The 13921-nt window shown below is 57.7% G+C and carries 10 protein-coding genes; 8 read left to right on the top strand and 2 right to left on the bottom strand.

All coding sequences use genetic code 11. From position 1 onward, the window contains the following. The first annotated feature begins 26 nt into the window (after window positions 1-26). From tgt to gltX, 7 genes are all read left to right on the top strand, one after another. Entirely contained in the window at window positions 27-1190 is a 1164-nt protein-coding gene (gene tgt / locus K5845_RS08540) for a tRNA guanosine(34) transglycosylase Tgt (RefSeq protein ID WP_287958789.1), read from the top strand. A 117-nt stretch (window positions 1191-1307) separates the two neighbouring features. Then, window positions 1308-1925 carry a YceI family protein gene (locus K5845_RS08535; protein WP_046478871.1) on the top strand — a complete coding sequence of 206 codons (618 nt, stop codon included), beginning with the start codon at window positions 1308-1310 and terminating at the stop codon, window positions 1923-1925. Between the two features lie 188 nt (window positions 1926-2113). After that, window positions 2114-3496 carry a class II 3-deoxy-7-phosphoheptulonate synthase gene (locus K5845_RS08530; protein ID WP_046478870.1) on the top strand — a complete coding sequence of 461 codons (1383 nt, stop codon included), beginning with the start codon at window positions 2114-2116 and terminating at the stop codon, window positions 3494-3496. A 115-nt stretch (window positions 3497-3611) separates the two neighbouring features. Continuing rightward, window positions 3612-5255, top strand: coding sequence for an NAD+ synthase (locus K5845_RS08525; protein ID WP_090229117.1), 1644 nt, complete (start codon window positions 3612-3614; stop codon window positions 5253-5255). A gap of 253 nt (window positions 5256-5508) precedes the next feature. After that, window positions 5509-7707 (top strand): sensor domain-containing diguanylate cyclase, encoded by a 2199-nt coding sequence (locus tag K5845_RS08520; protein WP_287958788.1) that lies wholly within the window; start codon window positions 5509-5511, stop codon window positions 7705-7707. A gap of 126 nt (window positions 7708-7833) precedes the next feature. Beyond that, entirely contained in the window at window positions 7834-8283 is a 450-nt protein-coding gene (locus K5845_RS08515; RefSeq protein WP_152025010.1) for a hypothetical protein, read from the top strand. A gap of 100 nt (window positions 8284-8383) precedes the next feature. Then, entirely contained in the window at window positions 8384-9754 is a 1371-nt protein-coding gene (gene gltX, locus K5845_RS08510) for a glutamate--tRNA ligase (protein WP_046478866.1), read from the top strand. 14 nt (window positions 9755-9768) lie between these two features. Here gltX and K5845_RS08505 read toward each other — a convergent pair whose 3' ends face one another. After that, entirely contained in the window at window positions 9769-10335 is a 567-nt protein-coding gene (locus K5845_RS08505; RefSeq protein WP_052743927.1) for a GNAT family N-acetyltransferase, read from the bottom strand. Between the two features lie 209 nt (window positions 10336-10544). After that, window positions 10545-11639, bottom strand: coding sequence for a DUF2865 domain-containing protein (locus tag K5845_RS08500; protein ID WP_160298712.1), 1095 nt, complete (start codon window positions 11637-11639; stop codon window positions 10545-10547). 416 nt (window positions 11640-12055) lie between these two features. Here K5845_RS08500 and cysS point away from each other — a divergent pair, with 416 nt between their 5' ends. After that, the gene (gene cysS, locus K5845_RS08495; RefSeq protein ID WP_287958787.1) at window positions 12056-13516 is read left to right on the top strand and encodes a cysteine--tRNA ligase; all 1461 of its coding nucleotides are present in this window, start codon (window positions 12056-12058) and stop codon (window positions 13514-13516) included. Window positions 13517-13921 lie beyond the last annotated feature (405 nt).

Genomic DNA, 13921 nt, shown 5'->3' with positions numbered 1-13921 from the left:
GCGGTATTCGAGCAAGAAACGGCGATATGCAACATACGACTTCGAAATTTGAATTCCGCCTCTTGGCCCAAAGCGGTGCTGCGAGACGTGGCGAGATCCTGACGCCGCGCGGCGTCATTCGTACACCTGCATTCATGCCTGTCGGGACGACCGCCACCGTGAAGGCGCTTTACACTGATCAGGTCAAGGCTGCCGGCGCCGATATCATTCTCGGCAACACATACCACCTGATGCTGCGTCCTGGCGCCGAGCGGATCCACCGCCTCGGCGGCTTGCATAGCTTTATGCGCTGGGAAGGCCCGATCCTGACTGACTCAGGCGGTTTCCAGGTGATGAGCCTAGCGACGATCCGAAAAATCACGGAGGCCGGGGCGGAATTCTCGTCCCATATCGATGGGGCTCGCCACATGCTTAGCCCTGAACGCTCAATCGAGATCCAGTGCCTGCTTGGCTCAGACATCCAGATGCAGTTCGACGAATGTATCGAACTTCCCGCCGAACGGTCCGAGGTTGAGCGCGCGATGCAGCTGTCCTTGCGCTGGGCGGAGCGATCGAAGTCCGCATTCGAAGAGGCACGAGACAACGGTTTAGCCGGTGACGGTCAGGCCTTGTTTGCGATCGTCCAGGGCGGCACCGATGCGGCTCTGAGGCGGGTTTCCGCTGAGGCTTTAGTCGACATGGATTTCCCGGGATACGCCATTGGCGGCCTTGCTGTTGGGGAAGGTCATGAACTCATGTTGAGCACTTTGGAGGCAACGCTACCGTTCCTTCCCAAGGCAAAGCCACGGTACTTGATGGGCGTAGGCACGCCGCTCGACCTGATTGAGGCGGTTGCCCGTGGTGTCGATATGTTCGATTGCGTGATGCCGACCCGCAATGGTCGCCATGGGCTGGCCTTCACCTGGAACGGTCGTGTCAATCTGCGCAACGCCCGCCATGCTGAGGACACGTCCCCACTCGATCCTGAAAGCAGCTGCCCGGCAGCGCGCGACTATTCTCGCGCTTACCTCCACCATTTGGTCAAATCTGGCGAATACCTCGGGGCGATGCTGATTTCATGGGCCAACACCTGGTTCTATCAGGAGCTGATGCAAGCTATGCGCGACGCGATCAGCGAGGGTCGTTTCGACGAATGGGCGGCCGAAACCAAAGCGCGGCTCGGGGAGACACCCTCAAAGGGCACAGCATAGCGCCTGCGCGCATGTGATATGTTCCACCATGAGGATCGAGCTGTTACAGGTGGGCAGCCGGGGGCAACAGCCACAGCGGGAACCGGTTTCAAGAGGATCTGCAATCGAGGACGAAGCATGGTTGGGCGTTTGCGAAATCTGGCTCTAGCGCTTCTAGCAGCAGCCAGTTTGCTCCAGATCACGGTCACGCAGTCAAGGGCTGAGACGTTTGTCCTCGACCGCGATCACACTGAGGTGCGGGCGTCGTGGGATCATTTGGGGATCTCTCGGCAATCCGCCAATTTCAACGACGTGATTGGTCGCGTAGAGTTCTCGCCCGACCGGCCGGAGCAAAGCAGTGTCGATATAACCATTAAGGTGGCCAGCATCTCCACCGGGGTGCCCGCGCTCGACAAGCATTTGAAAGAAACCACGGACTTCTTCGACGTCAACAAGTACCCAAATATCACATTTCGCAGCCGCAGCGTCGCGATGACCAGCGCCAAGAGCGCGAACATCGAAGGCGATTTGACGATTAACGGCATTACGAAGCCGGTGACCCTGAGCGCTGTTTGGAACTTTCTGGGCGAACACCCGCTGGCGAACGTCAATCCCGTTTACAAGGATGTCCAGGCCGCAGGCTTCTCGGCAAGAACGCAAATTTTGCGCTCTGAATGGGGAATTTCGCGTACTATTCCTCTGGTCTCGGACGAAATACGCATCACGATTGAGGTCGAGATGCTTAAGCGGCCCTGATAGACTGGTTTCCAGAAGTAAGGCGACCTACATGTTGCCGACTGGTCACGGCCGGGCAAATTACCTATAAGCCATATGCAGATGGCAATCACACGATAGGGCAGTTGCCGGATGACAAAGCCGGACGGAGCGGGCTTTAGCCGCGCCGACTGGTTTCCGCGTTGCTAATGACGAAGGAGCACACCACCATGGCACCGACATGGACTCCCGATAGCTGGAGGGCGAAGCCAATCCAGCAGGTGCCGGATTACCCCGACGCCGAAGCGTTAAAAGACGTCGAAGCTCAGATTGCGACGTTCCCGCCGCTCGTGTTCGCGGGCGAAGCGCGTGAGCTCAAAAAAAATCTGGCGGAAGTAGCCGCTGGGCGCGGCTTCCTGTTGCAGGGCGGCGATTGTGCTGAGAGCTTTGCCGAGCATGGCGCCGACAACATTCGCGATTTTTTCAGGGTCTTCCTGCAAATGGCGATCGTGCTGACCTATGCCGGAGCTATTCCGGTGGTGAAGGTCGGCCGTCTGGCAGGGCAATTTGCCAAGCCACGATCTTCTCCCGTCGAGAAGCGCGACGGCGAGGAACTGCCCAGCTATCGCGGTGACATCATCAACGGCATGGAGTTCACGCCGGAAGCCCGTATCCCGGATCCGCGCCGTCAACTTATGGCCTATCGGCAAGCAGCTGCGACCCTTAACCTGATCCGCGCCTTCGCACAGGGCGGCTACGCCGACCTTGAGCGCGTGCATCAGTGGAACATGGGCTTTGTGAAGGATTCGCCGCAGGGCCACCGCTACCAGGAAATGGCCGATCGCATCTCCGATTGCCTGACCTTCATGCGTGCGTGCGGCATCAATTCGAGCAACACTTCGCAGCTCCATACGACCAACTTCTACACGAGCCACGAGGCTTTGCTTCTAGGCTACGAGCAGGGTCTGACACGGCTCGATTCAACAAGCGGCGATTGGTACGCGACGTCCGGTCATATGATTTGGATTGGCGACCGGACGCGTCAGCCAGATCATGCGCATGTTGAATACGCGCGCGGGGTGAAGAACCCGATTGGTCTCAAGTGCGGCCCCTCAATGGAGCCGGATGGCTTGCTCAAGCTTCTTGATGTCCTGGATCCGAAAAATGAGCCGGGTCGCATGACGCTTATCTGCCGTTTTGGAGCAGATAAGGTCGAGGCTAATCTGCCCAAGCTCATCCGGGCGATCGAGCGTGAAGGGCGTGTCGTCGTCTGGTCATGCGATCCCATGCACGGAAACACGATTGGCGCCGCCGGTGGGTATAAGACGCGGCCCTTCGATCGCATCCTGCGTGAGGTCGAGGCATTCTTCGCAGTACACGACAGTGAAGGCACCCATGCGGGCGGCATCCATGTCGAAATGACCGGCCAGAATGTCACCGAGTGCACTGGCGGTGCGTCAGCGATCTCGGAGGCCGATCTCTCGGATCGCTATCACACGCATTGCGATCCGCGTTTAAATGCGGACCAATCGTTGGAACTGGCGTTCCTCATCGCGGAGCGCATGCGCCGCAAGAGGGCGAGCGGGCCTGTGCCCGTCGCGGCCAGCGCCTAAAATCGCGCATGACTTCGTGCGCATGAAAAAGCGGCGTCATCATTGAGATGGCGCCGCATGTTTGGATACGCGGTCCGCTTCTTGTTTCGACATCGCGTGATGAACTGGTTCTCCGATGAAGATCGCACTCGCCCAGCTCAACCCGACCGTCGGAGACATTGCCGGCAACGTTGCGCGCGTTCGTGAGGCGCGTGAGAAAGCCGCCGCTATGGAGGCGGATCTCGTCGTATTTCCAGAACTCTTCATATCTGGATATCCACCAGAAGATCTGGTTCTCCGGCCATCCTTCCAGACCGCTTGCCGTTCGACAGTCGAAGCGCTGGCGAAGTCCTTAGGAGATGGTCCCGCCGTCCTTCTGGGAACGGTATGGCCGGACGGGGACAAGGTCTACAATGCTGCCGTACTCATCGATGCCGGTGAAGTAGTAGCCGTTCGCTACAAGGTGGATCTTCCCAATTACGGCGTCTTTGACGAAAAGCGCGTGTTTGAGCCGGGCCCCATGCCGGGCCCCATCAATTTCCGCGGAGTGCGGCTCGGCGTTCCGATCTGTGAGGACATTTGGCGCGAAGACGTTGTGGAATGTCTCTCAGAGTGCGGCGCAGAAATACTGATTGTTCCCAATGGTTCTCCGTTCGACTGGAATAAGCCCGACGCGCGGACAAACGTCGTCTTGGCCAGGGTGGTGGAGACCGAGCTTCCGCTGGTTTATCTTAATCAGGTGGGCGGCCAGGACGAATTGGTATTCGATGGCGCCTCCTTCGTGATCAACGCCGACCACAGCCTCGCGGCGCAACTGCCGGGTTGGGAAGAAAGTCTCACTCTGACCGAATGGTCGAAAACCGAAGACGGTTGGGTCTGCGCAAAGGGCGAATTTGCAACCCTCAGCGAAAGAGATGCGGCAGCCTATCAGGCCTGCATGCTTGGCCTTCGCGACTACGTGGACAAAAACCGGTTCCCTGGTGTCGTCCTGGGCATGTCCGGTGGCATTGATTCAGCACTCGTGGCGGCACTTGCCGTCGATGCGCTAGGCGCTGATCGTGTTCACTGCGTGATGTTGCCTTATCGATATACGTCGAAGGCAAGCCTCGAAGACGCCAAAGCCTGCGCTTCAGCCCTGGAGGTACGTTACGACATTGTGCCGGTTGTTGAACCCGTGGAGGCGATGAATGCCTCTCTGGCTCCATTATTTGCAGGCCGTACGCCGGACATCACGGAAGAAAATATTCAAAGTCGTGTCCGTGGCACGCTTCTCATGGCGATTTCCAATAAGCTTGGCAGCATGGTTTTAACCACCGGCAATAAATCCGAGATGTCGGTTGGTTACGCGACGCTTTATGGCGACATGAATGGTGGCTTCAATCCCATAAAGGACCTCTACAAGACGGACGTTTATCGCTTGGCGCGGTGGCGCAACTCTCACACGCCCAAAAGTGGGAGAGGGCCGGGCGGCATCGTGATTCCTGAGCACATTTTGACGAAAGCTCCGAGCGCCGAACTACGTGAGAACCAGACTGATCAGGATAGTCTGCCGCCTTACGATGTTCTTGATGCCATATTGCAAGGTCTGGTTGAGGAGGAGTTGCCCATTAGCGAAATCGTGGCGCAGGGCTTTGATCACGATACCGTTACACGCGTCGAGAACCTCCTCTATATTTCCGAGTACAAACGACGGCAAGCGGCGCCAGGCGTCAAGATTTCTTCGCGCAATTTTGGGCGTGACCGTCGCTACCCGATCACCAACCGTTTCCGCGAGCACTGAGCTCTTTGAGACCGTCCGTTTATAAATCCGTATCGAATATGGAAATCGGTTTTGGTGAATATCTAAAACTTAAAAATAATAAAATGCGGTTCTTGAGATAAGTACTTTGTTAAGCGGATTTTATAGCAATACTATATATGTTGTTGCCGAAGTAACCATTTAGCGCGATCACTCAGCCTCAGGCACGTTACCGGAAAATCAGCGCAGCCGGCACTTTGCGCAGAAGATATTTTCCCTTTGCCACAGAGGGTTCATGGCCGCGTTTATGAGCTCACAGCTCGATTTCATTTATTTCTTTTATGGGCTGGCTTTCCTGCTGTTGGGCGCCGTCAGCGTTACCATTGCGCGTGGACACCGGGGTGGGCCTTGGCTGTTTTTAGCTGCGTTCGGCTTTACTCATGGCGTTGTTGAATGGCTTGATCTGATCGCTTTCACAATATTTGATCATGAGATCTTTACCAGCGCACGTGTGGCGCTTCTCGCTATCTCCTATGCTCTTCTGCTTGAGTTTGCTCGCCTTGAAGGGCAGCGGCTCGGTGCCAAGGTGCCGGGTCCTTGGATCTACGTTCCAGTAGCAATGATCGTAGTTGCCGCTTGGCTCTCAGAGGGCACGGGTATGGCAATTGTGTTCGCGCGGTACACTCTGGCAATTCCAGGTGCAGCGTTGGCTGCTCTCGCATTTGCTTGGAACGCAAATAAAGTGACTGGAGGACAAAAAGTTTGCGGATATGCGGCGGCAGCTGGCTTCTTGACCTACGCGGTTGTAGCAGGACTGGTCGTGCCCGTTGCGCCTGTGTGGCCTGCGTCTGTCGTGAACGAAGATTGGTTCGCAGATATGACGGGGGTTCCCGTTCAGCTCATTCGCGGAGCTGTCGCGTATAGTATCGCACTGTCCATCTGGGGATTATGGGGGGAGAGACTGATCGAGGATCTCTCGACTGGGCGCTATACGACGCACTTCCAAAGGCAAATTGTTGGAACGCTCGCAGCCTTGACAATTGTCTTGTTGTCCGGTTGGGCGCTCACGGAATACTTGGGATCTGTCTATAAAAAGAACACCGAAGCTGAGACAAGTGGCGAACTTGATCTCATTGCGAGCCGCTTTAACGGCGACGCCGCGAGTGTCATCGGAATGGTGCAGGTTGTGGCTGGCGCGCCGGACGTGCAGAAGGCAGTTGTCGGCATCTCCGGAAATGAAAAGCGTATACTGAACTTGGCGGTGGAGGCGACCGGGGCTAAGCTCGGCTACATCATCAATCCCGCTGGACGTATTCTGGCAACATCAGGTCGTGAGCAAGCAGCCCTAACAAGCGCGCGCAACTTTCCTTCTTCGCGTTGTTTCTACGCGGCGATGAAGGGCCAGGTGGCGCAGGGCATTATCTTCGACAATGATACTGGCAGCGCCAGTTATTATGCCAGCAGCCCGATTTTCGGCGAATGGGGGCAAATCGTCAGCGTCGCCGTTTTAGAAAAACCCCTTTCCGATTTTATCGATGACCTCAGGCGATACGATCGCCCTTTCTACCTGGTTGATCCGAATGGTGTCGTCGTTCTCACGAATAGGCCGGAGATGCGATATCGCACGATGTGGCCGGTACGCGACGCAGTACGCGCACAATTGCAGAACGAATTTCCTGACCTTCAGGATAAGCCGCTATTAAGTCGCTCCTTGTCAGAGGGAAGGTGGGCGTCGATTGATGGCGAACGCGCTTATGTGAAGCGTCGCTTTATCCATGCGAGCGATTGGTCGTTGGTAATTATCAGGCCAGTGCAGGAAGTCTTTGCGAGCCGCATGCTCGGCATTGTCATCACGCTGTTCATGATGATCGCGACATTGATTTATGCTCTGGGCCGAGGCTGGTCGATTCAGGACAGCATCCAGATGATGAAGCGGCTGGAGCTGCAAAAACTGGCAAGTGAGTTAAAGCTTAGCGCAATTACCGACCCGCTCACGGGGCTCAACAATCGGCGGCGCTTCAACGAAGTCTTGTCTTTAGAGATGATGCGGTCACAGCGCTACGGCACGCCGTTGTCGCTCGTGCTCTACGACATCGATCACTTCAAGAACATCAATGATAGTCACGGGCACCTCGTCGGCGACAAGGTTCTCATTCAGCTTTCGGATCTGATTGCTGACCGTATCCGCGGCACGGATATCCTGGCGCGGTGGGGTGGCGAAGAATTCGCAATTTTGCTTCCAGGCGCTGATGAAAGCATGGCCCAAAATCTAACGGAGAGCCTGCGCGATCTGATCAGCGACGTGACATTCGACGATGTGGGCAAATTGACCTGCAGCTTCGGCATCGCGCAGTATCGCGGCGAGGCGAACATGGAAGATTTCATGGGCCGTGCCGACGCGGCCTTGTACCGAGCAAAGTTCAATGGCCGGAACCGGATCGAGATCCACAATAGCTCGACCAAAAGGCGGCTCAAAGCCAACACTGCCGCGTAAGAGCGTTCACCCATACAACCTAAGCGCGGTCAGTCGTTAGGATCTTGCCAACCTTATTCTGCGAGACTGCAGCTTAGGATGCCGCCGCCGTGGCGCGTCGTAAGTAGCAATCGGCTGCATTGGATTATGAACGATACGGTACTGATTAATCGGTCACCGCCGATGTGGTGGCTTGAGCCCGGTATGGGTACTGAACGGCTCGCCGACGAAGGAGACGTGCTGCGCTTCGGCCCGGATGGCATTCCCCTCGAAGGCATCGTTTCCTATCGACTGGAAGAGGTCGTGGAACGTGATTTCAGCGCGCCACTGGTTGCGGGTGCGCTCGCTTTTGCCGCCGGTGTGGTTACGCTTGCCGGCATCCTTGGCTTCGGTTGGTTAGAATGCCTCCTTGCTGGGTTTGTGATCTTGTCAGGGCTTGTCATCGCCGGTCTCGCGGAACTCTGCGGTGTTACGAGCCGCCGTCGCTTCCGTATCAGCATATTTTCCCAAGACTCGCGGCCGGTTACTTACACCAGCGCGGATAACCGTGACATCGCCCGGCTGATCGCCTTTCTCGACCACGCTATAGGCCGCTGACGACGGCTGTACGCGTGGTGCGTCCATCTGCGCTTCTATTCGGACGCCAAAGCGGTTAGGTTCGCGCGCCAATCGCTAGCGAGAGCCTCGAATTTTTCACATGAGCGTCACCGTCCGTTTCGCGCCGAGCCCCACCGGCCGGCTTCATATCGGCAACATCCGCACCGCAATCTTGAACTGGCTGTTTGCCAGGAAAGAGGGCGGTCGGTTCCTGCTGCGTTTTGACGACACGGACCTTCAGCGGTCCAAGGAAGAATACGTCGTTGCGATCCGCGAGGATCTGCAATGGCTCGGTCTGAGCTGGGATGAAGAGGCCCGGCAATCCGACCGTACGGCACGCTACGATGCCGTCGCTGAACAGCTGAAGGCCGCTGGGCGATTATATCCATGCTACGAGACCGCTGACGAACTCGACCGCAAGCGGGCCCGGCAACTCGCGCGCGGGCTACCGCCGATTTACGACCGCACCGGCCTGAAGCTCAGCGATGAAGATCGCCAGAAGTTAGAAAGCGAAGGCCGCGTCGCGCATTGGCGCTTCCGTCTCGCGAACACAGAAGGTGCGGACAGCCTGACGCCGCTACCAACGCTCATCAACTGGATCGACGTCATTCGCGGAGAACAAACCGTCGATGTCGGCTCACTCTCCGATCCGGTCATGATTCGCGCCGACGGTTCCTATCTCTATACCTTTACGAGCGTGATCGACGATATTGATCTTGGCATCAGTCACATCATTCGCGGCGAAGACCATGTGACCAACAGCGGCGTTCAGATCGAGTTGTTTAATGCGCTCGGCGCCACTCCGCCGCAGCTCGGTCACCATAGCCTTCTCGTGGCCGCGGATGGGCAGGCCCTATCGAAGCGGTTGGGTGCGCTGTCCATCGCGAGCCTCCGCGAAGATGGCCTGGAGCCCATGGCCGTGGTGAGCCACGCCGCTTTGATCGGCACATCTGATCCCGTTGAGCCTCACACAGATGTGGCAGAACTCGTAGAGCTCTTTTCGCCATCGAAAATCTCCACCGCTCCGGCACGTTTCGATCCGGCAGAGCTTGCAACGCTTAATGCCAAGCTGCTGCATGAGTTGCCCTTCTCAATGGTCGCTGACCGGTTGAAAGGACTCCGAATTGAAACAGACGAAGCCTTTTGGAATGCAGTGCGTGGCAATCTGGAGAAGTTCGACGACGTCAAGGAATGGTGGTCGGTTGTTGCTGGCACGGTGACTCCCGTGATTGAGGACGCTGCCTTCGCTACGAGAGCGGCCGAGCTTCTGCCACCTGAGCCGTGGGGCGGAAACACGTGGTCAGAGTGGACCAAGGCAGTCAAGGAGGCGACCGGAGCCAAGGGCAAATCCCTCTTCCATCCACTCCGCCTCGCACTGACCGGCCGTGAAGCAGGTCCCGAATTGAAGGTGCTATTACCCCTCATCGGCCGCCCACGCGCACTAGCCCGGTTACAGGGGCAGGCCGCATAACAGGCGGCTTGGAGCTAGGCCTTTTGCTCTGATTCGGATGACGCGCCAGGGCCGCGAAAATCCTTACGCATGAACGAGACAGCGATCCCGATGTCCGGGGCGAGCGCGCGCGTACCATGTGATGTCACGGCGTAACCGAGCTGTTCGAAGAACGGTACGGCATTGAGCGTAGAGCGGACGCTGAAGGATCTGTAGCCGGCCCGTGCTGCAAGATCTTCCACCGCCGTGACCATCCGCTGGCCGATACCAAGACCGGTGAAGAACGGCCGAACATAAACCGAAGATATGCGAACGGTACGGCCGCTGTCGTCCACGATGCCCCAGGCAGCTGTTGCGACAAGTTCAGGGCCGATCCAGCCTCCGATCATGGTGTCCTTGAGCACAGTTTCACCGTAGCGAACCGACCGAACAAGGTTCTCAAAGGCTTCGAGTTCCCCCGCCGTGTAAAATGCGGAGCCCTGACTGCGCAGCGCCGACGCGTGAATGTAGCGCACAGCCGAAAGCGCATCGACGCGTACGGGGCGGATATCCAACGTACGGCCTAATCCGCCCTCCGTTTCAGGCTCGAGTTCCGTGGGCATCGCTCACCTCCCGCGGGGCTCCTAAGGAGCCTGAAGACCGGCTCAAGGCGACCAATCAAAAAACAAGGACCACATGGAGGGACGTGAACACGACCCGGGTCTCACTAGCAAAAAACTCTCGAAATCCCGGAAAAGTAACCGGAACACGCATCAGTTTTGCGACAAGCAGCTTTTCGTCGACCGACAGGCACAAAACGAGGAAATCAAACTCACTGGGCTGGCGCAGCGGGTGAGGGCGCCTCAGCACGTCGAGCGGGGGCTCCGTCCGGCTGGGGTGCCGCGCCGTCTATTTGTCGGCCGGAGCCGTCGGGCATGGGCGACTGTGGGATGTATTCGGATTCTTTGCAGCTGCAGCCGTTGATGTATTCCTTGCGATAGCGGAATGCGGACTTGAGCTGCGTGTAGGGTTCGTTGCTTCCGTACGCTACCATCTGCTCGACGCCAGCGCCTGGATTTTGGTGATAGTAAAGCGTCGCGGGCGAAGCACACTTCGACTGGCAAATTTCGGCATCGCGCTGGAAGTGATTGGGTAGGGTCGAGAAGCTTACGGGGAAATAGTATCCATCGCACAACCTGACACACACCGTCCGGTAGGTCGCGAATGGAAGCGCTTTGTACGAGTTAGCATATCCTGACCCGCCGCTGCTTTCTTCATCCTGCCAGAATGGCGAAAACTGCTTACGGTCCCGGCGCCGCGCCTCCTGCGAATAGCTGTCACCACAGCCGTTGCGGGCAAGTTCCCGGATAATCTCGTCTTGATAGGACTGGTTGGACCGCGAAGCGATGTCCTGGCGTTCGCCTTCCAGTTGTGCCAGACGCCGCCGCGCATCGTCAGCATTGCGCGCCAAGCCCAGACACTTACTCGATCGGCGCAGCGACTTAGAAAATATGAAGTACTCGTAGCAGTCCGCGGCATCGAGGTTGCGCTCGGCCGATTGAACCTGTCGATTGAGATCGCGAATTTCCGCTTCGAGCTGTGGTAGGCGTTGCCGCGCGTTGCCGCCAGATTGGGATTCCTGGACGAGACGCTGCTCCAGCTCCAGGCAGATTGACGACTGCTGCTGCCAGCCACCACCCGGTGGAGGTTGACCCTGCATAGGGCCGCCCTGATTGTAACCAGGATCGTCACGATAGACTGGAGCCTCTTGCGGCCTTTGCCGCGGCGGTGGCCGGCGCGGTTGCTCTTCTTCCCAAGGCCACGTGAAACCTTGGGCCAGCGCAGGCAGCGCTGCCCCTGCCGTCACGGCGGCACCCATCAGGCCAGCGGCCAGCAGCCAACGCGGCCACCGTGTGCGCTTGTTCATCCCTTTGGTATCGCGAGCCATTTCGTGTCGACCTTGGCGAGGCTCAATTACAGCCTCTTATGTAAAGTATCTGCTTCGCCTGCTAGGCGGTCAATGCAGCGCAATAATGGCGTTCCGTCGCCGTGACGCGCTGTCGCCGTAACTTTGCACTACGAATTTGGCCAAACCTGCACAGGCGGGGCGCATCCGCAAGCCATATAAGCTCTATCCCCAAAATGCACCGCTTGACGTGTCGGCCGCGGCCCCCCATAAACACGGCCATGAACTGGGATTTGCGCATTACAGTCGGCGATTTCTGTCGCGCCATTATTATTGCGAGCTGAGCATAACGCTGGCGCGCGGCCCATTCCCCTTGCCTGAAATTCCATGGACAGAGGACGCCCCGCCCGCCGGAAGGGGCCAGGAAGGGTTTTGTCGTGTCGTTGACACTTTACAATACATTGACGCGCCGCAAGGAGCCGTTCACGCCGATTGATCCGAAGAACGTGCGCATGTACGTCTGCGGACCGACGGTCTACGACTACGCGCACATCGGCAATGCGCGGCCCGTTATAGTTTTTGACGTATTGTTCCGTCTTCTGCGCCACGTCTACGGCGCGGATCACGTTACCTACGTTCGCAACATCACGGACGTCGACGATAAGATCAACGCGCGGGCGGCCGAAGAAGGCATCTCCATTCGGGAGTTGACCGAACGCACGGCTAGCCAGTTTCACGAAGACATTGCTGCGCTGAGCATACTGCCCCCGACGGTCGAACCACGCGCCACCGAACACATCGACGAAATGAAGGCGCTTTGCGAAGCGCTCGTCGCAAAAGGGCATGCCTACGTCGCCGAAGGTCACGTGCTGTTCGACGTCGCATCAATGCCCGACTATGGCCGCCTGTCGAACCGCTCACTCGATGAGATGGAAGCCGGCGCGCGCGTCGAAGTTGCCCCATATAAAAAAGGCCCCATGGATTTCGTCCTGTGGAAGCCCTCAAAAGAGGGGGAGCCGGGCTGGCCGTCGCCTTGCGGCATTGAAGGGGCAGGACGCCCCGGCTGGCATATCGAATGCTCGGCCATGTCTGATCGATGGCTCTGGGAAGAAGTTAAAGACAAGCTGTCAAACGAGGCAAAGGCCCGCCCGCACCAGTTTGACATTCATGGTGGTGGAATTGATCTGACCTTCCCACACCATGAGAACGAAGTGGCACAGAGCCGCTGCGCTCACGGCACACCTGTCATGGCCAACGTCTGGATGCACAACGGCTTCCTGCAGGTCGAGGGCGAGAAGATGTCGAAGTCCCTCGGCAACTTCATCACGATCCATGAGCTACTCAAGACTGACAAGTTCGGCGGACGGAGATGGCCAGGTGAAGTCCTAAGGCTTGCAATGCTGATGACGCATTACCGCCAGCCGATCGATTTTACAGCCACCGCCTTGGAGGCTGCTGAAAAGGTGCTTCGCAATTGGTATCGGCTTATCGGCGATGCGACGGCCTGCGGGGCAGGCGATGGACAAAGTGATGTTCAAACCAAGCTCCAAGACGACCTCAATACACCGCAGGCGATCACAGCGCTGCACGCGATGGCTGACGCTCTGAGCAACGGCGGCGATGCATCGGCACTGGCACGCTTCAAGAGCGCGGCTAATCTTCTCGGTTTGTTGACCATGACGCAGAGCGAGTGGCTCGCGGCATGGAATGCCGACGCCAAGCTCGATGGGGGTGAAATCGAAGCGCGCATCACGGCACGCCTGGAAGCCCGCAAGGCAAAGAACTGGGCGGAAAGCGACCGCATCCGCGATGAGCTCGCCGAGATGGGAATCCAGCTCAAGGACGCGAAGGATCCCACAACCGGCGAATTCACCACAACTTGGGAAGTTATGCGGTGACTGTTCAATCAGATACTACGGTCATCCCGGCATTTATTGCCGGGACCCAACGTTCGCCGGGGAGTCCGCTGTGCGGTCCTGTTACACCCGTGGCGTGGGTAACTGCTGGGCGTTGGATTCCGGGAACAAGCCCCGGAATAACGGTTGATGTTGTTGGTTTACCCTCTAACCCGCGTGGCCAACAGTCACGATGGTTGAGCGGCACCTGGCGCCGGGGTTGCCAGAATTCAGGGCAGAGCATGCGCAAACCTGTGTTCGCGAATATCGGAGGGACAGCCCAATGAGCAATGATCCAAGCCAGCCGCCCTTCACCAAGCACCGCCGCTATTATTTGTTCATAAAGATCGCCGTGCTTTTGATAGCCGCTTATGTTGCCCTGCGCCTGTTCGGTTTCGCGTGAGAGAA

It is taken from the genome of Filomicrobium sp. (genome assembly GCF_025698805.1).
GTDB lineage: Bacteria > Pseudomonadota > Alphaproteobacteria > Rhizobiales > Hyphomicrobiaceae > Filomicrobium > Filomicrobium insigne.
This window is presented reverse-complemented; position numbering and strand designations above follow the sequence as displayed.

Coding starts and splice junctions, on each gene's coding strand:
- K5845_RS08525 (WP_090229117.1), top strand. CDS start 3,612: ATGAAGATCGCACTCGCCCAGCTCAACCCGACCGTCGGAGACATTGCC.
- K5845_RS08535 (WP_046478871.1), top strand. CDS start 1,308: ATGGTTGGGCGTTTGCGAAATCTGGCTCTAGCGCTTCTAGCAGCAGCC.
- K5845_RS08505 (WP_052743927.1), bottom strand. CDS start 10,335: ATGCCCACGGAACTCGAGCCTGAAACGGAGGGCGGATTAGGCCGTACG.
- K5845_RS08530 (WP_046478870.1), top strand. CDS start 2,114: ATGGCACCGACATGGACTCCCGATAGCTGGAGGGCGAAGCCAATCCAG.
- K5845_RS08515 (WP_152025010.1), top strand. CDS start 7,834: ATGAACGATACGGTACTGATTAATCGGTCACCGCCGATGTGGTGGCTT.
- K5845_RS08500 (WP_160298712.1), bottom strand. CDS start 11,639: ATGAACAAGCGCACACGGTGGCCGCGTTGGCTGCTGGCCGCTGGCCTG.
- gltX (WP_046478866.1), top strand. CDS start 8,384: ATGAGCGTCACCGTCCGTTTCGCGCCGAGCCCCACCGGCCGGCTTCAT.
- tgt (WP_287958789.1), top strand. CDS start 27: ATGCAACATACGACTTCGAAATTTGAATTCCGCCTCTTGGCCCAAAGC.
- K5845_RS08520 (WP_287958788.1), top strand. CDS start 5,509: ATGGCCGCGTTTATGAGCTCACAGCTCGATTTCATTTATTTCTTTTAT.